Here is a 24,653-nt window from a genome sequence, read left to right as displayed (position 1 = left end):
ACCATCGATGCCCTCAACGGGCACCGTGGGAGGGGACAGTGAAGGAGAACGCTGTGACCCGCTACGACGAGTCCGACCTGCGGCGCGCCGCCGCGGCCGGCATCCAGGCTCCCTCCATGTACAACAGCCAGCCGTGGGCGTTCCGCCTGAATGACGGCGCCATCGAGGTGCTGGCCGATCCGGGGCGGCAGTTGTCCGTGGCCGACGGCGGAGGCTGGGCCATGCGGCTCGCTCTGGGCGCGGCGACCTTCAACGCCCGCCTGGCGCTGACCTGGGGTGGCACCCCGGCCGACGTGATGTTCCTTCCGGACAGCGCGCAGCCGGAGGTGATCGCCCGCCTCACGCCCGGCCGGAGCCGGCCGCCCACCTACCTCGAGCGGGATCTGTACGCCGCGATCGAACGCCGGCACAGCAACCGTGACCCGTTCTGGCCCGATCCGGTGCCGGCCGACGTCCGGATCCGGCTGATCGAGGCGGCCCGGGTGGAGGGCGCCTGGCTGGACCTGCTGGTCGGGATGACGGCGCTGACCGGGTTCTCGGAGATCGCGCACAGCGCCGACCGGGTGCTGCGGCGGGACTCCAAGTACCAGGCCGAGATGATCACCTGGGTGGACACCGAGTCGGCGTTCGACGGCATCCCGGTGGGCGCGGCCGCGACCGTGGCGGAGACACAGGATCTGCTGCCGCAGCGCAACTTCGGCGGACGGCGCCGGGCGCCGGGCCGGGACTACGAGCCGGAGCCGCTGGTCGGCATCCTGGGCACCGGCGGCGACCGCAAGCTGGACCAGCTGGTGGCGGGCCAGGCGCTCCAGCACATCCTGTTGACGGTGACCGACGCCGGGCTGGCGAGTTCGCTGATCTCCCAGCCGATCGAGGTGCCGGCGGCCCGTGACCAGTTGCGGCGTTCGCTGGGCCGGACCGGGTTCCCGCAGATCGCGCTCCGGATCGGGTACGGCCACCAGGGCCACCCGACGCCGCGCCGGGAGGTCGCCGACGTCCTGATCGGGTGAAGATCATCACTGCGCCAGTTGCCAAGGATATGCAACAACCATGTTGTCCTCATATGCTGGCGCCATGGACACGCAGGCGATGCACATCGCGAACGGGATCGTCGACGGTCCCGTCTCCGCGATCTTCCTGATAGTGGCGGCGGTGGGCCTCGCGTTCTGCGTGTGGCGCGCCAAGCTCGACCTCGACGATCGTCTCGCGCCGATGGCCGGTCTGGTGGCCGCGTTCATCTTCGCCGTCCAGATGCTCAACTTCCAGGTCCTGCCCGGGGTCTCCGGCCACCTGCTGGGCGGCACCCTCGCGGTGATGCTCGTCGGGCCGTACGTGGGGGCACTCTGCGTCGCCACCGTCCTGATCGTGCAGTGTCTGCTGTTCGCCGACGGCGGGCTGACCGCGCTCGGGCTGAACGTCACGAACATGGCCCTGATCGGGGCGGCGGCGGCGTACGTGCTGGTCGCCGCCCTGCTGCGGGTGCTCCCGAGGAACCCGGCCGGGCTCGGCGCCACCGCCCTGATCGCCTCGGTCGCCGGTGTGGTCCTGGCGTCGATGGGCTTCGTCGTGGAGTACGCGCTGGGCGGCACCACCGAGCTGTCGATCGGCGCGATCGCCGCCACCATGGCCGGGGTGCACACCCTGATCGGCATCGGTGAGGGCCTGATCGCCGCGGTCACCGTCGTCACGGTGGCCCGGGTCCGCCCCGACCTGGTCTACGCGCTGCGCCACTTCCGCAAGCCGGCCCCGGCTTTCCACAAGGCTGGAGCGACGGCATGAAGAAGAAGGCGTTCCTGATCGCCGGCCTGCTGGTCGCCCTGCTGCTGGCCGGAGTGGTGTCCAACTTCGCCTCCGGCAGCCCGGACGGCCTGGACTACGCGGCCCGGGAGGGCTGCACGTTCAACGCCGGCGGCGAGATCACCGGCGGCGCCTGCATGGCCCAGCGGGAGGGTGAGCACCAGCTCGGCGACAGCCCCCTGGCCGACTACGCGATCGCCGGCATCGACAACGAGTTCCTGGCCACCGGGCTGTCCGGGGTGGCCGGGGTGCTGATCACCTTCGCGATCGGCGGCGGCCTGTTCTGGCTGCTGCGGCGGCGGGACAGGGCGTCTTCTTGAACAACTCGCTGCACCTCGACCGGGAGAGCCCGATCCACCGGCTCTCCCCCGAGGTGAAGATCGTGGCGGTGCTGCTCTTCACCGTGATCGTGGTGGTCACGCCGCGCGAGGAGTTCGCCGCCTTCGCCGGGTACGCCGTCCTGATCGCGATCGTCGCCGCGCTGGCCCGGGTGCCGGCCGGCTGGCTGCTCAAGCGGGCCACCATCGAGCTGCCGTTCGTGCTGCTCGCCGTGGTGCTGCCGTTCGCCGGGCACGGCGAGCAGGTGGAGTGGCTGGGCATGTCGTTGTCGGTCGAGGGCCTCTACGGGGCGTGGAACATCGTCGCCAAGGGCACCCTCGGTGTGCTGGCGTCGCTGCTGCTCGCCGCGACCACCACCACCCGTGACCTGATCATCGGGCTGGACCGGCTGCGCTGCCCGGACGTGATCACCCAGATCATGACGTTCATGGTGCGCTACCTGGACGTCCTGGCCGACGACGCCCGCCGGATGCGGATCGCCCGGCTGGCCCGCGGCTACGATCCGCGGTTCCTCTGGCAGGTGAAGGCGTTCGCGGTCGGCATCGGGGCGCTGTTCCTGCGCTCCTACGAGCGCGGCGAGCGGGTCTACCTGGCCATGCTGTCGCGTGGTTACGCCGGGCGGATGCCGGTCACGGTGGGCGCGCCGGCGCCGGCCCGCGAATGGGTGCTTTCCGCCGCACTCCCGGTGGCCTCCGCCGGGATCGCCGTAACGGCCCTCTTAGCATGACGGCATGACCGCGGCGCTCCAGATCACCGGCCTCACCTTCGCCTACCCCGACGGGCGGGAGGCGCTGCGCGGGATCGACCTGACCCTGGCCCCGGGCGAGCGGGTGGCGCTGCTCGGGCCGAACGGCGCCGGCAAGACCACGCTGGTGCTGCATCTCAACGGCATCCTGCACGGCGGCGCGGGCCGGGTGGAGATCTCCGGGCTGCCGGTCACGCCCGGCGATCGCAAGGCGATCACCGAGATCCGCCGCCGGGTCGGCGTCGTCTTCCAGGACCCCGACGACCAGCTCTTCATGCCGACGGTCGCGGAGGACGTGGCTTTCGGCCCGGCAAATCTGGGGGTACGGGGAGACGAGCTCGACCAGCGTGTCACCGAGGCGCTGGAGGCGGTCGGGATGCTGGAGCACCGTGCCCAGATCCCGCATCACCTGTCGTTCGGGCAGCGCCGCCGGGTCGCGGTGGCGACCGTGCTGGCGATGCGGCCGGAGATCCTGGTGCTCGACGAGCCGTCGTCGAACCTCGATCCGGCCAGCCGCCGGGAGCTGGCCGAGATCCTGGACTCACTGCCGGTGACGATCCTGATGGTCACCCACGACCTGCCCTACGCGCTGGAGCTCTGCCCGCGCGCGGTGATCCTGGACGGCGGCCGGATCGTCGCGGACGCGCCCACCGGGGAGCTGCTCGCCGACCGCGACCTGATGGCCGCGCACCGGCTGGAGCTCCCGTTCGGTTTCGACCCCGCGACGATCCGGCGCTGAACCTCTGGGCAGCCCTGTTCTCAGGCCACCTTGGTCAATGGAGCCGCCTCGCGCAGGCCGCTGACCAGCGCCTGCCAGGTCTGCGGGCCGACCACCCCGTCCACCTCGACCGGTACTCCCCCGTCGCGGATGCTGGCCTGGAGGTCGCGGATCGCCGCCTCGGTCTTGGGGCCGTAGATGCCGTCGGCGCCGTTCAGGGCGAACTCCTCCTGGAGGCCGCGGACCGCGCTACCCCGCATCCCCGGACGCACGGCGACGAGCAGTGCCCGCCAGGTGGCCTGGTCGACCACGCCGTTGTCGGGCAGGTTCTTGGCGCGCTGGACGGCGCGGACCGCGTCGCCGGTCTCGGAGCCGAAAACGCCATCGACGGTGACCGTGTGACCATGGGCGAGCAGCAGGTATTGCAGCGTCTGCACCGGGTGGTCAGTGGATCCCTGCCGGGTCGTCGGCCAGGGGTTCAGGGTTGCGGTCATACGGGGGTCCCCTTCCTCATCGTCGAGCGACGGGTGTGTGCTTCCCTCACTTTCGCTCCCCACGCCGATGATTGAAAGGGTGAGACAGGTCTCCGCCGTAGTTTCGGAGGAAATCTTTTCGGCCCGCTGACCGATTCGCGAACTCCGATACGCGAACGGCGCGCGAATGTGGAGATTCGCGCGCCGTAACGCTCATCTACGTGCAATCCCCAGTGGGATATCGCACGACCAGGATCAGTGCTCGGCCCAGTCGCCCAGCGACCAGTCCCGGACCTCCGGCATGTCCTCCAGGTGCTCCACCACGTACTGCTCGTGCTTGGCCAGCTGCGCCTGGCACCAGGCCTTCAGCTCGCTGGCGCCGGCCGGCAGCCGCTTCGCGTTGTTGATCGCGTCCATCACCAGGTGGTAGCGCGACGCCCGGTTGCGGACCGTCATGTCGAACGGCGTGGTGGTGGTGCCCTCCTCGATGAAGCCGCGCACCCGGAACCGGTCGGCGTCCGGCCGGCCGTGCACCAGCTGGTGGATGGCGCCCGGGTAGCCGTGGAAGGCGAACACCACGTCCACGTGGTCGGTGAACAGCTCACGGAACATGGTCTCGGGCATGCCGTGCGGGTGGTCCTTGGGCCGCGGCAGCGTCATCAGGTTGACCACGTTGACGACCCGGACCTTCATCTGCGGCAGCTTCTCGTTGAGGATCTGCGCCGCCGCCACGGTCTCCATGGTCACCACGTCGCCGGCGCAGGCCAGGACGACGTCCGGGTCGCGCTCGCCGTCGTCGTTGCCGGCCCACTCCCAGATGCCGGCGCCCTTGGTGCAGTGCTCGATCGCCTGGTCCATCGTCAGCCACTGGAGCTGCGGCTGCTTGTCGATGACGATCAGGTTCACGTACGACCGGGAGCGGAAGCAGTGGTCGGCCACCGAGAGCAGGGTGTTCGCGTCCGGCGGCAGGTAGACCCGGGCCACGTCGCCGCGCTGCTGGAGCACCACCTGGATCAGGCCGGGGCCCTGGTGCGAGAAGCCGTTGTGGTCGTTGCGCCACGCCGTCGAGGTGAGCAGGATGTTCAGGCTCGGCACCTTGGCCCGCCACGGCAGGTGCGCCGCCTCCTGGAGCCACTTGCCGTGCTGGACCGTCTGCGACGCGCTGACCATGGCGAACGCCTCGTAGGTGGCGAACATGCCGTGCCGCCCGGTGAGGTTGTAGCCCTCCAGCCAGCCGTGACAGTTGTGCTCGGACAGCACCTCCATCACCCGGCCGGTGTTGCTGATCTTGACGTCCTCGTCGTTGACCGACTCCATGAAGCCGCGGTCGGACACCTCGAACACCGCGCCCAGCCGGTTGCTGTTCGTCTCGTCCGGGCAGAACAGCCGGAACCGGTCCGGGTTGCGGGTGTAGAGGTCGCGCATCAGCTCACCGAGCTTGCGGGTCGACTCGGCGCGGCCCTGGGCCGGCTGCTTCACGTCGATCGCGTAGTCCCGGAAGTCCGGCATGTCGAGGTCTTTGGTGAGCAGGCCGCCGTTGGCGTGCGGGGTGGCGCTCATCCGCAGGTCACCGGGCGGATTCAGGTCCATGATCTTGGCGACCGGCGCGCCGGTGGCGTCGAAGAGCTCCTCCGGCTTGTACGACCGCAGCCACTTCTCCAGCTCGGCCAGGTGGTCGTCGTTGCCCTTGACACCGGAGAGCGGAACCTGGTGCGAACGCCACGTGCCGGTCACCTTGATGCCGTCGATCTTCTCCGGACCGGTCCAGCCCTTCGGCGTACGCATGACGATGAGGGGCCAGTGCGGCCGGGTGCCGTCCCACTGACCGCCGCGCGCCGCGGTCTGGATGCTCCTGATCTTGCCCCAGGCCTCGGCCAGGACCGCCGCGAACCGGTGGTGCATGCCGGGCAGGTCCTCGCCCTCGACCTCGAGGACGTCGTAGCCGTGGCCCTCGAACAGCTTGCGCACCTCGGCCGGGTCCTTGCGGGCCAGCACCGTCGGTCCGGCGATCTTCGCGCCGTTGAGGTGCAGGATCGGCAGGACCGCGCCGTCGTGGGCCGGGTTCAGGAAGGAGACGCCCTTCCAGGAGCCCTCCAGCGGGCCGGTCTCCGCCTCACCGTCGCCGACCACCGCGATGGCCAGCAGGTCCGGGTTGTCCATCACCGCGCCGAACGCGTGGACCAGCACGTAGCCCAGCTCACCGCCCTCGTGGATGGAGCCCGGCGTGGTCACCGAGACGTGGCTCGGGATACCGCCCGGCGAGGAGAACTGGCGGAACAGGTGCAGCATGCCGCCCTCGTCGAGGCCGACCTTCGGGTAGACCTCGGAGTAGGTGCCCTCCAGGTAGCCGGCCGCCACCAGGGCGGGGCCGCCGTGGCCGGGCCCGGCCAGGTAGATGGCCTGCTGCCCGGTCTGCTTGATGAGCCGGGAGACGTGGGCGTAGATGAGCGACAGGCCGGGGCTGGTCCCCCAGTGCCCGAGCAGGCGGGGCTTGATGTGTTCCGACGTGAGCTTCTCGCGCAGCAGCGGGTTGCCCTGGAGATAGATCTGCCCGACTGTCAGGTAGTTGTTCGCCCGCCACCAGGCATCCAGGCTGGCGATCTCGGCGTCGTTCGGAGCCGCGAGCTTTTGCACGAGCTCCTGCTGGTCGAACGTGGCGGCCCGGTGATCCGAAACGGCGGTCACGATCATTCCTCTCGACAGAATTTTTCGAGTTCCTGACTGGTCACGATCAACGTATCGGCGGCCCGGAGAACGGACACGGGCCTTAAGACCCTCCCGATCGGGACGTTACCCCCGCCGACCGCCGGTATGCCGTGGCCGGAACATGAAGCTCACGTTAAGTGGCAGAGGGCCGGCGCCACGGCCTCTTGAGGAAACTTCTATCAGGATCCGGCGGCCCGCACGGGCGGCCCGGTGGAATAGCTCCTCGAACGCTCCCCGGCTCACGTGTCCAGGCTTCCCGGCCGCGGACCCGCCGGCATCACCCGTGCCGGACGATTCCGCCGGCGCGTGGCACAGTGGGGCCATGGCGAATCCGTCGGACGATCCGCACATCCACGTCGAGGCGGGCGCGCTGCGGTCCCGCGCCGCGGAGCGGAACATGCTGGCCGCCACGTTCGGCCTCGCCGCCCAGCTGCCGGCCGAGGTCCCGACGGCGTGCGGCCGCCGGGTGCCCTACGCGATGACCTCCACCCTGCCGGAGAGCGTCACCTGCCTGCCCTGCCGGGAGCACGCGGGCGAGCGGCACCGCCGGTTCGCCGACCAGGTCGAGGCGCTGGGCCCCGGCCCCGGCTCACCGTTCAGCGACCGGGACGCCGCCACCTCGGCCGCCGCCCACCGCGACATCGCCCGCCGCTTCGCCTCCTGAGACCGCCCCTCAGGCGAGCAGGTCGATGCAGTCGAAGGCGAGACCCGGGCTCAGGTAGCCGTCGCCGGAGGAGCCGCTGACCACGCTGAGCTTGAGGACGTTCCACTGGGCGGTGTCGGTCTGGAACGCCGACGCCGGGACCGCGTAGGTCAGCGTCGACGTGTACGAACGGTAGGCGCCCACGGTCAGGCTGCGGGTGCCGGAGTTGCCGGGCGCGGCCGGGATCGCCGAGGTCCAGCCGTTCACCGAGACCCGGTGGCGGCCACCGGCGTAGCTGGCGGAGAGGCCGATCCGCAGGGTGTGCGCGGCGGCGGCCTGCGCGGCGGTGAGCTTGAAATACACCAGCAGGTCGTTGTTGACCGCGACCCACTGGTAGCACGGGAACGCGCTGACCGCCGAGGTGCCGACGATGAAGTTCCCGGTCCAGGCGGCGGCCCGCGGGTCGGACGGGTGGGCGTACGTCATGAGGTCGGCGTTCTTGAAGCCCTTCGGCGATCCCGTCCAGTCGCCGATCCGCCAGACGGCGGGCGCGGTGCTCGGGTCCCCGGTGATGGTGATCGTGTTCAGCGTGGTGGTGCCGCCCGCGGTCACCGTGACCGAGCCGGTCTGCACGGCCAGCTCGTCCTTGTAGACCGTCATCGTGTAGGTGCCGGGCAGCATCCCGGGGCAGGAGAAGTAGCCGGTGCCCGCGTTCACCACGGCCCAGTACTGGGCGTCCGTGTTGGCGAAGCCCACGGTGTACGTGTACGCGGCGTCCCGGCCGTTGATGCCCACCCCGGCGACCCGGCCGCGGCCGGACGCGGGGACGTGGCTCCGGATGCCCAGCCCGTCCGCCCACGAGGTGGTGAGGTTGCGGGCGTAGAGCGCGCTCGACGGTGCGCCGCCGTCGGTGAAGGAGAGGATGTACGGGCCGTGCAGGCCGTACCGCTGGGCCTCGGTCTGGGCCATGTTGTACCAGACGATCTCGTACAGGTCGGGGGATCCGGTGCTGCCGCTGCGCAGCAGGGACCGGAAGAACGGCCCGCCGGACGCCTTCTCGTGGTTGCTGCGCACCATCCAGATGCCGACCGTGCCGGCCGCGTTCTTCGCACCGATGTAGTCGTAGTCCATCACCCGCAGCCCCGAGTAGTGCTTCGAGTGGGTGGTGCCGTCGGTGGCCCGGAAGACGTCCCCGGCCTCGATCGTGGTGGTCGCCGCCGAGTCCCAGGCGTCGCCGCCGGTGAACGTGAGAAGGCCGGGCTTGAGCCGCACGATGTAGCGCTGCATGGTCACCGAGTCGGCGGCCTTGTACGTCCACATGTAGATGTTGTTCTCGCCGGACCGGGCCGCGTAGTAGTGGATCAGCGAGCCGTGCACCACCGTGATCAGGATGGTCGACCCGCTCGCGGAGATGGTCACCGTGGAGGCGCCGAGGCCGCTCTCCACGTGCGAGTTCTTGCCGTAGCCCTGGTATTCGACGCCGCGGTGGACGAAGGAGTTCAGGTCGCCGTTGCTCTTGCTGACCTTGAAGACCAGGTCGGCGCCGGTGTCGACGACGTAGTTCGAGCCGTCGTCGCTCCAGCCGAAGGCGGCCGCGCTGGCGGGCAACGCCACGGTGGCGAGCGCGCCCGCGCCGATGACCAGGCCGCCGACGCCGGTGGCCTTGATGAGACTGCGCCGGTTGAGCCGCGGTTGCGGTTGGGGGGATGTCATGGCGGACTCCGGGGATGTCAGTGAGCACTCCTGGGGATGGGCGCGCTCCCAATTGGGGGAAATGAGCACGCTAACATTCACCCATACCAGCGTCTATCCCTGTCTCCGCCCACGGGATACGTCCATGATGGATCGGTGGCCAGGTCACTCAGTTACGCCGACGCCGCCCGGCTTCTCGGCGGTCCGGAGAGTAGGGTCGTCGCCCTCCTGGAGAAGACGGCGAGCTGGCTCATGCTGGGCACGGCGCCGCTGGTCAGCGAGGTGCTCGGCTGGTTCGACGCGAAAGCGGATCTGGCCCGCCTCAGCCATCGGCTGGTCCGCGACCTGTCCGAGCGCCGTTCCGGGCTCTCCCGTTACGGGCGCACCGAGCGGATCGAGGCCGCCCACACCGTCATCGTGGTCGCCGCCTTCTTCGAGGGACTGTCCGAGGTGCGCCTGCCCGCCGAGCTGACCCGCGGCGAACAGATCGCGCTGGGCACCGGCGGCCCGGCCGCTCCCGGCGATCTCGTCACCCAGATCATGACCGCCGGCCGCCTGCTGCCGGGCCCGGAGCGTTCCCTGAGCGACTTCCGCCGAACCCTGCGGGGCTACTACCACGATCTGGCGGACGGCTTGGCCCGGTTCCTCGACGGTCTCGCGGTCGTGGCGGACCTGACCGGATCCGACCGCGCCCGGATCGCCGACGCGCTGACCTCGGTCGCCCTCTCCTCGACCGCCCGTTACGACGAGGCCCTCCTGCGGCTCAGCACCGACTTCCCCGAGGTCGCCTACTGGACGGACCGCCAGGAGCAGCGCGCCGTCCGCGCCGCGCTGACCGAGATGTCCCCGGTTTTGCTGGCCATCCACACCGGGCAAGCGCCGGACCAGCGGCGGGCCGGGCTGGCCGCAGCCTACCGCGACGACTTGGACCGGCCGGTGGTCGACAGCGGGGACCTGCCGGACGGCATCACCGTGCCCACCCTCGGCGAGGCCTATCTGCCACCACGGTTTCGAGTGCCCGGCGACGCCGGGCAGGCACCGGTCAGCGATGACGACTGGTGGTCACGGTTGCCGGTGCGCGACGATCTGCGCGACTTCCTCATCGGGCACCTGACCTCGCCACGGGCCGTCCAGACCCCGCTGCTGGTGCTGGGTCAACCCGGTTCCGGCAAGTCGGTCTTCACCCGGGTGCTGTCGGCCGGCCTGCCCGCCACCGAGTTCCTGCCGGTCCGGGTCGTGCTCCGCGACACCCCGTCCCTCGATCAAATTCAAGACCAGGTGGAGTACGCGATTCGCGACGCCACCGGGGAACGGCTCGACTGGCCGGCCCTGGTCCGGTCGGCCGGCGACGCGCTGCCCGTCGTCCTGCTCGACGGCTTCGACGAGTTGTTGCAGGCCACTGGTGTGAGCCAGACCGACTACCTGGAGCGGGTCGCCGCTTTCCAGCGCCGTGAGGCTGCCCAGGGCCGCCCGGTCGCGGTCGTGGTGACAAGCCGGATCGCGGTGGCGAACCGGGCACGGACCCCGGCCGGGACCCTGACGATCCGCTTGGAACCGTTCGACGAGCAGCAGATCGCCACCTGGCTGGCCGTCTGGAACCGGGCGAACGCCGCCGGTTTCGCCGCCCGCCGGCTCGCGCCGCTGGCCGCCGACAGCGTGCTGACCCACCGGCATCTCGCCGAGCAGCCGTTGCTGCTGCTCATGCTGGCCCTCTACGACGCCGACGGCAACGCGTTGCAGCGGGTCGGCACGAGCCTGCGGCAGGACCAGCTCTACGAGCGGCTGCTGCGCAGTTTCGCCACCCGCGAGGTGATCAAACAGCGGCCCGGCCTGCCCGCCCGGGATCTAGCGGCCGCCGTCGAGGAGGAGTTGCGACGGCTCGCCGTGGTGGCGTTCGCGATGTTCAACCGGTCGGCGCTGTGGGTGAACGAGACCGACCTGGAGGCGGATCTGGCCGGTCTGCTCGGCCCGGTCCACCAGGCGCCGGGCGGTCTGCGGGCCGCGTTGCGCCCGGCCGAGCTGACACTCGGGCGATTCTTCTTCGTCCATCGGGCACGGGCGGGGGCCGCCCTCGACGCCGTCGAGACCTACGAGTTCCTGCACGCCACCTTCACCGAGTTCTTCGTGGCCCGGCTCACCTGGCAGGTGCTGCTCGACGTGGCAGCGCAGGCGTCGGTGTCCACCTCGCCGTTCGGGCCGGCCCCGGTGCACGACGATCTGCTGCGGGCACTGCTGTCGCATCAGCCGCTGAGCCGCCGGTCGACGATCATCGACTTTCTGACCGAGACGGCGTGGGCGGAGAGGCACGCTGTCCGGGACTCGCTGAAGGCGCTCCTGCTCCGGCTGTTCCAGGCTCTGCCACACAGCCCGGCGGGTCAGCGCTACGCCGGATATCAGCCGTCCGGCCACGGCGAGCCGTCACGGTATGCCGCCTACAGCGCCAACCTGCTGCTGCTCCTGGTCTGCGTAAGCGACCGAATTCACGCGAGCGATCTGTTCCCCGGCCGTCCGGACATCGTCGGCGACTGGAGCAGCCAGGCCCTGCTGTGGCAATCGCAGCTGACCAGCGGTAGCTGGAACAGTTTCATCGAGCGTCTCGCCGTGGAGCGGATCACCACCGCCGGGGGACGGGACATCCGCATCGGCCTCTACATCGGCGTGTGGTCACCGTCGTCCGTCAACCTGTCGTGGAGCCTCGGGCCACCCGCGGCCGACACCGACCGCCCGGTCTGGCTGCGCACCGGTTTCTTCGCCGAGGAGGAGGAACGGCGTCGCACCACCAATTTCGTCTGCCTGCCGGCGGGCGACATGACCGAACACCTCCTCGATGCGCTCAGGCCTGGTTCCTCCGACTGGCATCTCAACAGATTCGTCGGGCTGCCCGGGTCTGATTTCGAGGCACCGGTGCACGCGATTCTGGAGCTGTGGTTCGCGCCCTCACCCACGGCATACCAGCGGTGCGTCCAGATCGCGACGTGCGCCGCGCCCGAGTGGGCGGAGACGATCCAACTCCACTGCACGGAAGCGATCCTGGACCGCTTGACCACGGACCTCGCGATCCGGCCGGCCGAGGCCACCACCATTCTGGAGCAGCTGGGTTCAGGTTCGGGGGATTCCGATCTGGAGCGGTTGAGTCCGGCCTTCTGGAATTCCGATCTCTCTCAGAGATTCCTGCGCTGCGTGCTGAGGTTCCTCGGCCGGGCCCCCGAGACCGACAATCGGCTGGTCCAGCTGATGCACGGGCTTCTCGGCTTCAAGGTGCCCAGGCTTGATGCCGTCTTGCTCGCCGACCTGCTGGTTCGTCTCCACGAACTCGGGCTACCGATCCCACCCGGTGCGATGCCCGGTTCACGGGAGAAGTTCGAAAGCCTCACCCGCAAGGTCGCCAGGCAGCGACCTGACCTCGTCAAACGGCTCGCGCCGTTGGCGCCGGACGGCTGATGACCGGCGCCGCCGGTGGGCGGCGCCGGTCATGGGACGCGCTGTCAGCCCAGGGTGAGGGTGCAGCTGTCCTCGTCGGCGGCCAGGGTGGTGATCTCGTCGCCGAGCTGGACCTGCCACGGGAGGGCGTCGCCTATCCGGCCCACGACGATCTCCGCGCCGGACCGGGAGACCGTGAAGACCGTGTCGGCGCCGGTCGGGCCGGGGACCACCACCGCGGTACGGCCCTCGGCCGGTTCGAAGAGCCGCAGTGTCACGCCGTCGCGGTAGTCGTAGTCGGGGCGGTCCCTGCGGGCGCCGACCGGGATGACCGCGCCCGGGCGGACCAGCAGCGGCGCGCTGTCGAAACCGTGGATCTCGCGCACCCAGCGGGGGCCCTCGACCACGTCGGCGTTGCCGGTCGACGGGACGTAGCGGGTCCACCGGCCCTCGGGGACGTAGTAGGACACCTCTCCCCCGGCCGAGAAGACCGGCGCGACCAGCAGGTCCGCGCCGAGCATGTACTGCCGGTCCAGGTAGGTGGCGGCCGGATCGGCGGGGAACGCGACCGGCATCGGGCGCATCACCGGCAGCCCGGTCAGGTGGGCTTCCCGGGCGGCGCCGTAGATGTACGGCATGAGCCGGTACTTGAGGTGGGTGAAGTGCCGCAGCACGTCCACCGATTCCTCGTCGAAGAGCCACGGCACCCGGTAGGAGGAGCTGCCGTGCAGCCGGCTGTGCGACGACAGCAGACCGAACGCGACCCACCGCTTGAACACGGCCGGGTCGGGCATGCCCTCGAAGCCGCCGATGTCGTGGCTCCAGAACCCGAAGCCGGACGACATGAGTGACAGGCCGCCGCGCAGGCTCTCCGCCATCGACTCGTACGTGCTGGAGTTGTCGCCACCCCAGTGCACCGGGAACTGCTGGCCGCCGACGGTGGCCGAGCGGGCGAACAGGACCGCCTCCCCCTCGCCCTTCAACGAACGCAGCACCTCGAAGACGACCTCGTTGTAGAGCTGCGTGTAGTAGTTGTGCATCCGCTCCGGGTCGGACCCGTCATGCCACACCACGTCGGTGGGCACGCGTTCGCCGAAGTCCGACTTGAACGCGTCGACACCCATCTCGACCAGGCCCCGCAGCTTTCCCGCATACCATTCGCGAGCGGACGGGTTGGTGAAGTCGACCAGCGCCATGCCGGCCTGCCACAGGTCCCACTGGAAGACGTCCCCGTTGGGACGTTTCACGAGATAGCCGGCAGCCGCGCCCTCGGCGAACAGCGGCGACCGCTGGGCGATGTACGGGTTGATCCACAGGCAGGTCTTGAGCCCTCGGTCGGCGAGGCGCTTGAGCATGCCCGGCGGGTCGGGGAAGACCCGCGGGTCCCACTCGAAGTCGCACCAGTTGAACTCGCGCATCCAGAAGCAGTCGAAGTGGAAGACCGACAGCGGCAGGTCCCGGTCGGCCATCCCGCCGACGAACTTGTTGACCGTCTCCTCGTCGTAGTCGGTGGTGAACGAGGTGGTCAGCCAGAGGCCGAAGGACCAGGCCGGCGGCAGTGCGGGCCGGCCGGTCAGCGCCGTGTACTTGCGGATGATGTCGGCCGGGGTGGGGCCGTAGATGACCAGGTAGGACAGGCTCTGCCCGGCGACGCTGAACTGGGTGCGGGTGACCATCTCGGAGGCGACCTCGAAGGACACCTTGCCGGGGTGGTCGACGAGGACGCCGTACCCGCCGTTGGTGAGGTAGAACGGGACGTTCTTGTACGCCTGCTCGCTGCTGGTGCCGCCGTCCTCCTGCCAGATGTCGACGGTCTGGCCGTTCTTGATCAGCGGTCCGAACCGCTCGCCGAGGCCGTAGACGACGTGCCCCACACCGAGGTCGAGTTGCTCGTGGAGGTAGTCGCCGTCGGGGCCGGAGACGGCGCCCATGCCCTTCCAGCCGCTGCCGGTGAGCCGCCGCCCGTCGGCCAGGAAGTCGAGTCCCCAGTTGTCGCCGTCGGAGAACCGTGCGGTCAGCGCGCCCGAGGTGAGCGACAGCCGATCCACCGATACATCGCCTGGCGTCTCATTAATAGTGAAATTTGGGGTTCGGGAACGCTCTCCCTGGAAGTGCGACACCGTCACCCGGATGACGTCGGGGGCGGGCGCGGTGCACTTGACGGTGAGGAGGGCGGAGTTGAGCGTGTCACCGCGGTGATGGATCGGCCGGGTCGCCGCCCAGACGGTCAGGGAGTCCGGCGCGGTCGCCGTGTCCTGGAGATGGGCCGGGTGCAGGACGGTCAGCCCGCCACGCTTGCGCCAATAGCCATCGGTGAACTTCATGAAGATCCTTTACTTGATGGCGCCGGCGGCGATGCCGCGCGTGAGGGTCCGCTGGAAGATCAGGAAGAAGAGGATCGCCGGGAGGATGCCGATCAGGGCCGAGGCGCTCGTCGTGGTGGCGTCCATCATGCGGTCGCCCTGGAGGACGCCGAGGGCCACCGGGACGGTCTGGTTGTCGTTGGACACCAGGAAGATCAGCGGCAGGAAGAACTCGTTCCAGGTCCAGATGAAGAAGAAGGTGAACAGGACCGCGAGGGTCGGCCCGCTGACCGGGACCACCACCCGCCACAGGGTCCGCCACTTCCCGGCACCGTCGACGGCGGCGGCGTCCAGCAGTTCCCGGGGGAACTCGGCGTAGACCGAGGTGAGCAGGTAGGTGCCGAAGGCGCTCTGGATGACCGTGAAGATGATGACGATCGCGATCAGGCTGTCGTAGAGGCCGGCCTCCTTGGCGATGTAGTACAGCGGGTAGACGAGCACCTCCTGCGGCAGCAGGTTGGCGACCAGGAAGAACACCAGGAACCAGACCCGCCCGCGGACCCGGCCGATGCCCAGCGCGTACGCGTTGAGGATCGACAGGACGACGCCGAACACCGACACCGCCAGCGCCGTGACGAAGCTGTTCCAGAGCTTCTGGCCGAAGTTCACCCGGTTCCAGAAGTCGACGATGCCGTCCCAGTAGATGTCCGCCGGAATGGACAGCGGACCGTTGGCGGCGTAGTCGGCCGGGCTCTTGAACGCGTTGACCGCGACCGCGAGCATCGGCCCGACCATCAGCAGGAGCAGCACCAGCAGCGCGGCCAGGACGACGAAACGAACCGGGTTGCGGTGCTTCAAAGGCTCAGAAGATCCAACCTCGGGGGTACGGGTGGGAGCTTTCGCCGTGGCAAGGGTCATCGCAGCTCCTCCGACCGGTGCTGGAGTCGCAGGAACAGGAAGGCGAGAATCACGATCAGTACGGTCAGCACCGTGGAGATCGCCGAGCCGTAGCCGACCCGGGCCTTCTCGAAGTAGTTCTCGTAGGCGAAGTACGACGGCACCATGGTGCTGTTGGCCGGACCGCCCTTGGTCAGCACGAACACCTGCGCGAAGATCTTGAGCGCCGCGATCGTGGTGGTCACCAGCACGACGTAGAACTCGGGCTTGATCATGTGCACTGTGATCTTGCGGAACCGCTGCCACCAGGTCGCGCCGTCCAGATCGGCGGCCTCGTAGAGCGACGGGTCGATCCGCGAGAGCCCGGACATGAACATGACGATCGGGTAGCCGAGCTGGAACCAGATCATCACCGCCATCACGCTGTAGAGCGCGTAGTCCTCGTCGCCGAGCCAGTTCTTCGCCAGGCCCTCCAGGCCCACCGCGTCGAGGATCTGGTTGAGCGCGCCGTAGCCGGGATGCAGGATCCAGGTCCAGACGATGCCGGTGACCGCGACCGGCAGCACCTGCGGCAGGTAGTAGCCGGACCGGAACAGACCGGCCCACCGGTCGCCGAAGTGCTTGGCGACGTAGTCGAACAGGACCGCGGCCAGCACCAGCCCGAGCAGCGTCGGCACCACCGCCATCGCGATCACGAGCAGCGCGATGTTGCCGAACGACTGCCAGAACAGGGTGTCCTCGACGAGCCGGCTGTAGTTCTCGAGGCCGACCCACCGGGGGTCGCCGACACCGGTCCATTTCGTGAAGCTGTAGTAGACCGTCATCACCAGCGGCACGACGATCACGCCCAGCGAGGCCAGCACACCGGGAATCAGATAGACCGCGTATCCGCGGTTCTTGGTAACGCTACCGGCCATGCCGGGCCCCCTTTCCGCGGCGCGGGCGGTGTCGGCCGCCCACGCCGCGCCTAACGCAAGGTCATTTACCGAGGTCGGCCAAGTTCTCGTTGTACGGCTTGGCGATCTCGTCGAGGAAGGCGTCCGGGGTCTTCGAGCCGTTGATCAGGCCCTGCACACCGGCGACCAGCACGTCGTAGTAGCCGGGAGCCGGCCAGTCCGGGTAGAAGGCGAGGCCGTCGCTGGTCGAGATCTTGTTGAAGGTCTCGACCAGTTCCTTGTTCTTCGGGTCGGTGATCTGCGCCGGGTCGGCCGCGACCGGGACACCGCCGCTGTTGCCGAGCAGCGCCTGGACCTCGGGCGACATGGTGATGTCGATGAAGTCGTACGCGAGCGCCTTGGCCTTGCTCTTCTCCGGCACCACCCACAGGTTGCCGCTGGAGCCCGGGTGCAGGCTGTTACCCGGGAAGAGGAAGGTGCTCCACTCGAAGTCCTTGATGTCGTCGGCGAACCGGCCGTACCACCAGGATCCGGAGATCAGGATCGGGAACTTGCCCTGGGTGAAGGAGACGCCCATGTCCTCGGCCTTGATGCCGGCCGAGTCCTTGCCGATGTAGCCCTTGGACACCCAGTCGGCGAAGGTCTGCGCACCGTACGACAGCTGCGGGCCCTTGAAGTCGACCTTGTTCTTGTAGAGCTGGTAGTCGTCCACGAACGCCCGGTCGGACTTCGACAGCGCGAGCTCGTAGAAGATCTGCTGGGCCGGGTACTCGGCGCCGCCGACGGCCAGCGGGGTCACCTTGTTCGCCACGAAGGTGTCCATGACCTTGGTGAACTCGTCGAAGGTGGTGGGAACGGCCAGTTTGTACTGGTCGAACATCTTCTTGTTGTAGTAGACGGTGACGAACTCGCCGTAGTTGGGCACGCCGAAGGCCTTGCCGCTGCCCATGATGCCGTCTTCGTCGTACTTCGCCGTGGTCTGGAGGCTGGCACTCAGCTTCTTGTCCCAGCCACGCTTGGTGAACTCGTCCGAGATGTCGGTGAGCAGACCCTGCTTGGAGAGCAGACCGGCGGTCGCGTTGCCCTTGTTGTACTCCATGACGTCGGGCGCGCTGTCGGAGTTGAGGATCATCTGGGCGTTCTGCTGGATCTGCTCGAAGCCCTTCTCCTCGAACTTCACCTCGACGCCCGGATGGCTCGATTTGAACAGCTCGATCGCCTTGTTCCAGGCGACGCCCATGGCGCTGTCCGGCGCCTCGTAGTGCCAGAGGGTGAGGACCTTCGCGTCGGCGCCCTCCTCCGAGCCTCCGTCGTCGCCACCGCACGCGGCGAGGCCGAGGGACGCTGCCAGCAAGAATGCACCGGCCGCCAGGCCGGATCGTGATCGGAACATAGCCGTCCTCCCAGGGGGACTGATCAGGGAAGCGAAATTTCGTCGAAGCGCTTCGACGATGGGCTCTGAGCAGACGCTATGGAACGAGCGCCATTCATGTCAACGGTGTGACGCGGAGATTTCGCGGCAGCTGTCCCGCTCGACCAGACTCGGCTCGAGCAGGCGGGTGTACTCCACGCGACGACCGTCCAGCAGCCGCATCACGGTCTCCACGGCGAGCGTGCCGACGTCGTGGGCCGGGATGTCGATCGAGGTCAGGTTGACCGGCATCGCCGTCGCCACGTCCCGCGGGCAGATCGCGACGATGGAGACGTCCTCCGGCACCCGGCGGCCGGTGGCGTGCAGCAGGTCGAGCAGTGGCCGCAGCGCCTCCTCGTTGTGCACCACCAGCGCGGTCAGCCCGGCCAGTTCGGCGTCCAGATCGGCCATGCAGGAGCGGACGCCCTCGGCGCCCGGCTCGCACGGGTGGGTCACGGTCTGGAGGTCCAGGTCGACCGAGGCCTCCAGGAAACCGGTGAGGAAGCGGTCGGCGTACGTGGTCTGCCGCTTGTAGACCGCCGGAGACGGGCCGACCAGGCCGATCCTGCGGTGGCCGTGCCCGGCCAGATGGGTGAGAGCCGCCCGGGCCGCGGCGCCGAAGTCGAGGTCGACGCAGGCGATGCCGGTGTGGTCGGCGGGCAGGCCGATCAGCACCGACGGCTGCTTGAGCTTGCGCAGCGCCGGGATACGCAGGTCGTCCCGTTCCAGGTCCATGAGTATCAACGCGTCGACCATGGTGCTGTGCGCGACGCGTTCCACCCCGGCGGTGCCCTCGTCCTTGGTCAGTAGCAGCACGTCGTGGTTGTACGAGCGGGCGGCCGTCACCACGGCGGTGGCGAACTGCATGATGACCGGCACGTTCACGTCCACGCGCAGCGGCGCCACCAGGGCGATCACGTTGGTCTTGCTGCTGGCCAGGGCACGGGCCCCGGCGTGCGGGTGGAAGCCGAGCTCGGCGATCGCGGCCTGGACCCGGGCGCGGGTCTCGGCCGAGATCGGGCGGCGGCCGCTCAGCACGTACGACACCGTGCTGGGTGAGACTCCGGCCGCCTTGGCGACGTCGTTGATCGTCGGCACTGAGCCTCCCCAAGTCGCCACGGCCTTCCCCTTCCGTCGATCCTAGGAGATCAGCGGGGGTGCACCCGTCCGGGTACACCCCCGCCGGCCGTCACCCGATGCTGAAGGTGGCCAGCCGCAGTCCGGGACCGGGCACCAGATAGACGTCCTGCCGGCCGGAGAAACGGGCCAGCGTGGCCGTCACGGTCGCGTACGTGTAGACGCCGCCGGTGTCGGCCAGCGTCGCCGTGCCGAGCAGGCGGCCGGTCGGCGAGCCGAGGCGTACCTCGATCGTCCCGGCCCCGGAGGCGCGGGCCGTGAAGGTGGTCCCACCGCGCAGCGCGGCGTCCTCGAACGCGATCCAGTCGCCGGCCGCCGAGGCCCCGACCACGGTGCCGCTCGCCTTGCTCTCGTCGAGGAGCTTGACCCCGGCGTACGCGTCGAAGGTCTCCGCCCTGGTCGTGACGGAGAGATCGCGGACCGGGATCGTCTCGCCCTGGACGGCGAGGGTGGCCCGCTGCCGGATGTCACTCGACGACGAGCCGAGCAGCACGTCGTGCACCGAGGTCTCGACCACCCAGCGCTGCCGCGTCTGGTCCCAGCGGGCCAGGTCGGACGGCTTCAGGTCGAACGTGACGGTCTTCGACTGCCCCGCCGCGAGCGAGACCTTGCGGAAGCCGCGGAGCTGCTTGTTCGCGGTCTCGTCCCGGGAGGTGCGCTGGTGGGTGTAGAGCTGGACGACCTCGTCACCGGCCCGCTTGCCGGCGTTGGTGACCGTCAGGCTGACCTTGCCGTTCCTCACCACCGGCACCCCGTACCGGAAGGTCGTGTAGGACAACCCGTGGCCGAACGCGTAGAGCGGCTTCGCTTCGCTGTACAGGTACGTCTGGTTGGTACCGATGATGTCGTACTGGAGCAGGTCGCCCGGCAGCTGCGCGGTCGACGCGTACCAGGTCTGGGTGAGCCGGCCGGACGGGTTGACGTCGCCGTAGAGCACGTCGGCGACCGCGTGTCCGGTCTCCGCCCCGGCGTGCGTGGTCCACAGGATGCCGGGCACGTGCTGCTGCGCCCAGTTGACCGTCTGCGGGTAGCTGGTCTGGAGCACCACGACGGTCCGCGGGTTGGCCGCCCGGACCGCCTTGATCAGCGCCTCCTGGCGGGCGCCCAGGTCGGTGGAGACCCGGTCGTGCGCCTCACGGCCGGCCACGAACGGGTCGCTGCCGACCACGACCACCGCGGTCTGCGCCTTCTTCGCCTGCGCGGCGGCCTCGGCCACCCCGTCGACCAGCAGTTCCCTGGTGAACCTGGTGGCGGCGGAGGTGGCGCCGAGGGTCAGGTTGCCGTCCGCGCCCACGGTCACGTAGTCGGTGTCCGGGAACCACGGCTCCTGGGTCTCGTAGCCGGCGTAGCGCAGCACGACCGTACCGTCGCCCTGGTCTTCGATCTTGAACTGCTGCTGCACGAACCAGCCGTTGGGCTCGTCCGAGTTGGCCACGAACGGGCCCCAGCCGTAGGTGACCAGCTTGCCGTTCGCGACGTTGCGCAGGGTGGACACCCCGTCGCCCCAGTCCACGCTGTCGAACTGGGCGGCCGGGCCGGACTCCGCCGTCGTGCCGAGCACCGCGCTGTCGAGCGCGGCCACGTACCGGCCGGTGGCGACGTCCTTGAGGGCGATCCGGTCGGTGCCGGTGCTGGTGGCCACCGACGAGGCGCGTTCGGTGACGCCGTCGAGGACGCTGACACGGTACGGGAGCTGTCCCCCGTACCAGTCGCTGTAAAGCTTGTCGGCCGTCGGACCGACCACCGCGACCGAACCGCCCGCCTTGAGCGGCAGGATGCCGTTGTTCTTGAGCAGCACCGACGCCTCGCCGGCGGTCTCCCGGGCGAGCGCGCGATGCGCCGGGCTGTCGATCACGGACGGGGTGATGTCCGCGTAGGGCCCGCCGTCCGGGTCGAACTCGCCGAGCCGGAAGCGGATGCTCAGCGCGTTGCCGACCGAGGCGTCGATGTCGGACTCGGCGAGCAGTCCCTGGGCCAGCGCCTCCTTGATCGCGGTGACCGTGGGCGCCCCGTTGGCGTCGTTGACCGTGAAGCTGTCCAGCCCGGCCTTCACGGTGGCCGCGTTCGCCTCGGCCTGGGTCACGAAGTAGGCCTGCGAGCCGGTCAGGTTGGTCGGCGCCCACGCGTCGCTGACGTTGAACAGCCGCTGGTCGCTCCAGTCGCGCAGCAGCCTGCCGAGGTCCGGGTCGACGGTCGCCGGCCGGCCGTTGATCAGGTTGTAGGAGGCCATCACCCCGGTCGCGGCCCCGTTGCGCAGCGCGATCTCGAAGGGTTTCCGGTCGTACTCGTTGAGCACCCGCTGCGGCACGTTCGACGAGGTGCGGTCACGCAGCGTCTCGTTGTTGTAGGCGGCGTAGTGCTTCAGCGTGGGCGCGACCTTGAGGTGGTCCGGGTCGTCGCCCGCCAGGCCCTTGCCGTACGCGGTGGCGATCGCGCCGGACAGCAGCGGGTCCTCGGAGTAGCCCTCCTCGTTGCGGCCCCAGCGCGGGTCGCGCAGCAGGTTGACCACCGGCGCCCAGGCGTTCAGGCCCCAGACCGCCGGGTCCTGCGCGTGGAAGCCGCGCAGCTCGTCGCCGACCGCATCACCGACGCGGGTGATCAGCTCCGGGTCCCACGTGCTGGCCAGGCCCACGGCCTGCGGGAACACGGTGGCCGTGGCGTCGATCTTGGCGGAGTTGTCGCGGTAGTCGTTGGACCAGGCGACCCCGTGCAGGGCCTCGGTGCCGGTCTTGAACAGTCCGATGCCGAGACGCGGGATGGCCGGCTGGTACTGGTGCAGCAGGGAGATCTTCTCGTCCAGGGTGAGCCGGCCGACCAGATCGTCGACGCGGGCCGCGAGCGGCAGGGAGGGGTCACGGAACGGATAGGCGGGGTCGGCGTGCGCCGCTCCCGGCGTCATCGGCACGACCAGCAGGGCGGCGGCGAGCGCGGTGAGGCCGCGTCGGAAACGCATGGTGGTCTCCTTTTAAAAGGCACGGCTGATAACCCGTCAACGGCGATATCCGATTTCTCAGGAATCGGTCGAAGCGCTTCGACGGGCGGTCGGATAAATGCGACGGTGTTTCCGGGGTACGGTGAGGTCACCATAGATCCCGGCTGATGCGCCGGGCAACCGCCGCCCGCAGCTTTCGCGAAATCGGCCGGTAACACGAGGCAGAATGGAAGTCGTGCGACTCATCGTCATCGGCGGCGACGCGGCCGGCATGTCCGCCGCGTCCCAGGCCCGCCGCCGCGGACCGGACGACCTGGAAATCCTCGCCTTCGAGCGCGGTGACTACACGTCGTATTCGGCGTGCGGGATCCCGTACTGGGTCGGCGGCCTCGTGGACGGCCCGGAAGCGCTGATCGCCCGCGACCCCGAACGGTTCCGCCAGGACCGGATCGAGGTCCGCACCGGGCACGAGGTCACCGGCATCGACCTGGACAGACGCACCGTCACGGTGCGCGCCGGCGACCGTGTCCTCGACGAGGGGTTCGACCAGCTCGTCTACGCGGCCGGCGCCACCCCGGTCCGCCCACCGTGGGCCGGCACCCCGGCCGGCGGGGTCTTCGGCGTGCAGACGCTCGGTGACGGGGCCGCCCTGCGGGACTGGCTGGCGCCCGGCCGTAGCACGGCGGTCGTCGTCGGCGGCGGCTACATCGGCGTCGAGATGGCCGAGGCCCTGGTCCGCCGCGGGCTCACCGTGACCCTGCTGGAGAAGGCGCCGCAGCCGATGTCCACCGTCGACCCGGACATGGGCGCGCTGGTCGCCGAGGCGGTGCGCGGGCTCGGCATCGACCTGCGTACCGGGGTGACCGTGAGCGCGCTGGAGACCGACGGCGACCGGGTCCGGGCCGTGGTCACCGACGCCGGGACGATCCCCGCCGACGTGGTCGTCCTCGGCCTCGGCGTACGCCCGAACACCGCCCTCGCCGAAGCCGCCGGCCTGCCCCTCGGCCCGACCGGCGGCCTCGTCACCGACCTGCGGCAACAGGTCACCGACGGGATCTGGGCGGCCGGCGACTGCACCCAGGTCCTGCACCGGGTCAGCGGCCGGCCCGCGCACGTGCCGCTCGGCACGCACGCCAACAAGCAGGGCCGGGTCGCCGGCATCAACATCGGCGGCGGCTACGCGACGTTCCCCGGCGTCGTCGGCACCGCGATCACCAAGATCTGCGACCTCGAGGTGGCGCGGACCGGCCTGTCCTCGCGGGAGGCCGACGCCGCCGGGTACGGCTACGTCACCGCCACCATCGAGTCCACCAACCGGGCCGGCTACTTCCCCGGCGCCGTCCCGATGACCGTCAAGGTGCTCGCCGAACGCGACACCGGCGTACTCCTCGGCGCCCAGATCGTCGGCCGCGCCGAGGCCGCCAAACGCATCGACGCCTTCGCGGTCGCCGTCTGGAACCGGATGACCGTCACCGAGATGACCTCCCTCGACCTCGGTTACGCCCCGCCCTACGCCCCCGTCTGGGACCCCATCCTGATCGCCGCCCGCAAAGCCGAGCAGGCCTTGCGGGGCTGAAGACCTTTCGTGGTCGAGGTCCGTGGTTTCGCTTCCACCCCTTCCCGGTACGCGTGACGCCGTCCCCGTCTCATCAGGGCCGTTCCGTCCGGTCGGCGCGATCTTGCTGCCCACTCCGGCCCGTGCCGCGCCCGCCGGGCGTAGATCGGCCGGACACTCCCGCAGGTGCCGCCCGGTCGCGCCGGGGTGGGTGGTCGGGGTGGCGATTGCCAGGCGTCCGGGGCGCCACTCGCGGCCGTCACGCCGGTCGCGCCGGGGTGGGTGGTTGCGGTCGCGATCGCCAGGCAACCGGGGCGCCACTCGCGGCCGCCACGCCGGTCGCGCCGGGTGGTTGGTGGCGGTTGACGCCAGTCGCGCCAGGGAACCCGTCGGGAGTCACTCACCGTGACCATGGCGGTGAGTGTGTGAAGGCGCGTGGTACATCCGTGCGGTGCCGGAGTCTCCTTCTTGGGCGTTCGCGGTTCTACGTCAAGCGCCCGGTCGGGCGAATCGCCGAATGGGGGCGCCGTCCGCCGCACTAGGCGAAAATGGGGCTTTCGCCGGAAACAGGCGCCCGTTTCGCCCGCTTTGCCCGCCGCTGTTGTGCGATCTTGAACGATTTGCCACCCGAGGCGGTGGTAAATCGTTCAAGATCGCTCCGGGTGGCGCGTCCTGCTGGCGAGGGATTGCGGATTCGGCCGTAGGCAGCCAAGAAGAAGACTCTCCGGCCACCTCCATCTTCCACAAGAGCCGGTGAACAGGGTCCCGCGCTCACACGGAGTTCCGGCCGGCGGGGTTTTCGGAGTGAGCGGGCGCGAAAGCCGCCGGGTGGATGGCCGTCATGGCGATGGGCGGGGGGTGGGCGCACACGCTGGCGATGTCGTGGTCGCCTACCTGCCCTATAACACCCCGCCCGCCCGGAGGACGGCCGTGTACGGCCGCCGGGCTGGCGGGACCGCGGATGACGACTACCGTGACCGGGCGCAACG

At 69.7% G+C, this 24,653-nt stretch carries 17 protein-coding genes; 8 read left to right on the top strand and 9 right to left on the bottom strand.

Features of this window, described 5'->3' with window-relative positions; translation table 11 throughout:
- Window positions 1-38 precede the first annotated feature (38 nt).
- From BJ964_RS23965 to BJ964_RS23945, 5 genes are all read left to right on the top strand, one after another.
- Window positions 39-1,010: an Acg family FMN-binding oxidoreductase gene (locus tag BJ964_RS23965; protein WP_407650815.1), complete on the top strand. Its 972-nt coding sequence runs from the start codon at window positions 39-41 to the stop codon at window positions 1,008-1,010.
- A gap of 64 nt (window positions 1,011-1,074) precedes the next feature.
- A complete protein-coding gene (locus tag BJ964_RS23960) occupies window positions 1,075-1,779 on the top strand; it encodes an energy-coupling factor ABC transporter permease (protein WP_188122771.1) in 705 nt (234 codons plus the stop codon).
- Window positions 1,776-2,117, top strand: coding sequence for a PDGLE domain-containing protein (locus BJ964_RS23955; protein WP_188122770.1), 342 nt, complete (start codon window positions 1,776-1,778; stop codon window positions 2,115-2,117). Before BJ964_RS23960 ends, BJ964_RS23955 begins: the two co-directional genes overlap by 4 nt.
- On the top strand, window positions 2,114-2,863 hold the full coding sequence (gene cbiQ / locus BJ964_RS23950) for a cobalt ECF transporter T component CbiQ (RefSeq protein ID WP_188122769.1): 750 nt from the start codon (window positions 2,114-2,116) through the stop codon (window positions 2,861-2,863). Before BJ964_RS23955 ends, cbiQ begins: the two co-directional genes overlap by 4 nt.
- Before the next feature lie 4 nt (window positions 2,864-2,867).
- Window positions 2,868-3,620: an energy-coupling factor ABC transporter ATP-binding protein gene (locus BJ964_RS23945; RefSeq protein ID WP_188122768.1), complete on the top strand. Its 753-nt coding sequence runs from the start codon at window positions 2,868-2,870 to the stop codon at window positions 3,618-3,620.
- Between the two features lie 20 nt (window positions 3,621-3,640).
- Here the strand turns inward: BJ964_RS23945 and BJ964_RS23940 are convergent, their stop codons facing one another.
- Window positions 3,641-4,093: a peptidoglycan-binding domain-containing protein gene (locus BJ964_RS23940; RefSeq protein WP_188122767.1), complete on the bottom strand. Its 453-nt coding sequence runs from the start codon at window positions 4,091-4,093 to the stop codon at window positions 3,641-3,643.
- Window positions 4,094-4,327: 234 nt separating this feature from the next.
- On the bottom strand, window positions 4,328-6,763 hold the full coding sequence (locus BJ964_RS23935) for a phosphoketolase family protein (RefSeq protein WP_188122766.1): 2,436 nt from the start codon (window positions 6,761-6,763) through the stop codon (window positions 4,328-4,330).
- Window positions 6,764-7,100: 337 nt separating this feature from the next.
- Here BJ964_RS23935 and BJ964_RS23930 point away from each other — a divergent pair, with 337 nt between their 5' ends.
- Entirely contained in the window at window positions 7,101-7,442 is a 342-nt protein-coding gene (locus BJ964_RS23930) for a hypothetical protein (RefSeq protein ID WP_188122765.1), read from the top strand.
- A 9-nt stretch (window positions 7,443-7,451) separates the two neighbouring features.
- On the opposite strand, the gene BJ964_RS23925 is transcribed toward BJ964_RS23930, so the two are convergent.
- Window positions 7,452-9,134: a rhamnogalacturonan lyase B N-terminal domain-containing protein gene (locus tag BJ964_RS23925; protein WP_188122764.1), complete on the bottom strand. Its 1,683-nt coding sequence runs from the start codon at window positions 9,132-9,134 to the stop codon at window positions 7,452-7,454.
- Between the two features lie 135 nt (window positions 9,135-9,269).
- On the opposite strand from BJ964_RS23925, the gene BJ964_RS23920 reads away from it, so the two are divergent.
- On the top strand, window positions 9,270-12,554 hold the full coding sequence (locus tag BJ964_RS23920; protein ID WP_188122763.1) for an NACHT domain-containing protein: 3,285 nt from the start codon (window positions 9,270-9,272) through the stop codon (window positions 12,552-12,554).
- A 44-nt stretch (window positions 12,555-12,598) separates the two neighbouring features.
- On the opposite strand, the gene yicI is transcribed toward BJ964_RS23920, so the two are convergent.
- The 6 genes from yicI to BJ964_RS23890 form a co-directional block, all read right to left on the bottom strand.
- Window positions 12,599-14,857, bottom strand: a complete 2,259-nt coding sequence (gene yicI / locus BJ964_RS23915) for an alpha-xylosidase (protein ID WP_188122762.1) — start codon at window positions 14,855-14,857, stop codon at window positions 12,599-12,601.
- 9 nt (window positions 14,858-14,866) lie between these two features.
- A complete protein-coding gene (locus tag BJ964_RS23910) occupies window positions 14,867-15,754 on the bottom strand; it encodes a carbohydrate ABC transporter permease (RefSeq protein ID WP_188122761.1) in 888 nt (295 codons plus the stop codon).
- On the bottom strand, window positions 15,751-16,650 hold the full coding sequence (locus BJ964_RS23905) for a carbohydrate ABC transporter permease (RefSeq protein ID WP_188122760.1): 900 nt from the start codon (window positions 16,648-16,650) through the stop codon (window positions 15,751-15,753). Before BJ964_RS23905 ends, BJ964_RS23910 begins: the two co-directional genes overlap by 4 nt.
- Before the next feature lie 61 nt (window positions 16,651-16,711).
- Entirely contained in the window at window positions 16,712-18,022 is a 1,311-nt protein-coding gene (locus tag BJ964_RS23900; RefSeq protein ID WP_188122759.1) for an extracellular solute-binding protein, read from the bottom strand.
- Between the two features lie 99 nt (window positions 18,023-18,121).
- Window positions 18,122-19,138 carry a LacI family DNA-binding transcriptional regulator gene (locus BJ964_RS49160; protein WP_188122758.1) on the bottom strand — a complete coding sequence of 339 codons (1,017 nt, stop codon included), beginning with the start codon at window positions 19,136-19,138 and terminating at the stop codon, window positions 18,122-18,124.
- A gap of 91 nt (window positions 19,139-19,229) precedes the next feature.
- Window positions 19,230-22,130, bottom strand: coding sequence for a glycoside hydrolase family 3 protein (locus tag BJ964_RS23890; protein WP_188122757.1), 2,901 nt, complete (start codon window positions 22,128-22,130; stop codon window positions 19,230-19,232).
- Between the two features lie 205 nt (window positions 22,131-22,335).
- Between BJ964_RS23890 and BJ964_RS23885 the strand changes: the two genes are divergently transcribed.
- Window positions 22,336-23,685, top strand: a complete 1,350-nt coding sequence (locus BJ964_RS23885; protein ID WP_188122756.1) for an FAD-dependent oxidoreductase — start codon at window positions 22,336-22,338, stop codon at window positions 23,683-23,685.
- Window positions 23,686-24,653 lie beyond the last annotated feature (968 nt).

It is taken from the genome of Actinoplanes lobatus (assembly GCF_014205215.1).
GTDB lineage: Bacteria > Actinomycetota > Actinomycetes > Mycobacteriales > Micromonosporaceae > Actinoplanes > Actinoplanes lobatus.
The sequence above is the reverse complement of the archived record's forward strand: the minus strand, read 5'-3'. Positions and strand labels throughout refer to the sequence as shown.

Coding starts and splice junctions, on each gene's coding strand:
- BJ964_RS23905 (WP_188122760.1), bottom strand. CDS start 16,650: ATGGCCGGTAGCGTTACCAAGAACCGCGGATACGCGGTCTATCTGATT.
- BJ964_RS23885 (WP_188122756.1), top strand. CDS start 22,336: ATGGAAGTCGTGCGACTCATCGTCATCGGCGGCGACGCGGCCGGCATG.
- BJ964_RS23955 (WP_188122770.1), top strand. CDS start 1,776: ATGAAGAAGAAGGCGTTCCTGATCGCCGGCCTGCTGGTCGCCCTGCTG.
- BJ964_RS23960 (WP_188122771.1), top strand. CDS start 1,075: ATGGACACGCAGGCGATGCACATCGCGAACGGGATCGTCGACGGTCCC.
- BJ964_RS23900 (WP_188122759.1), bottom strand. CDS start 18,022: ATGTTCCGATCACGATCCGGCCTGGCGGCCGGTGCATTCTTGCTGGCA.
- BJ964_RS23925 (WP_188122764.1), bottom strand. CDS start 9,134: ATGACATCCCCCCAACCGCAACCGCGGCTCAACCGGCGCAGTCTCATC.
- BJ964_RS23910 (WP_188122761.1), bottom strand. CDS start 15,754: ATGACCCTTGCCACGGCGAAAGCTCCCACCCGTACCCCCGAGGTTGGA.
- BJ964_RS23930 (WP_188122765.1), top strand. CDS start 7,101: ATGGCGAATCCGTCGGACGATCCGCACATCCACGTCGAGGCGGGCGCG.
- BJ964_RS23940 (WP_188122767.1), bottom strand. CDS start 4,093: ATGACCGCAACCCTGAACCCCTGGCCGACGACCCGGCAGGGATCCACT.
- BJ964_RS23945 (WP_188122768.1), top strand. CDS start 2,868: ATGACCGCGGCGCTCCAGATCACCGGCCTCACCTTCGCCTACCCCGAC.
- BJ964_RS23890 (WP_188122757.1), bottom strand. CDS start 22,130: ATGCGTTTCCGACGCGGCCTCACCGCGCTCGCCGCCGCCCTGCTGGTC.
- BJ964_RS23935 (WP_188122766.1), bottom strand. CDS start 6,763: ATGATCGTGACCGCCGTTTCGGATCACCGGGCCGCCACGTTCGACCAG.
- yicI (WP_188122762.1), bottom strand. CDS start 14,857: ATGAAGTTCACCGATGGCTATTGGCGCAAGCGTGGCGGGCTGACCGTC.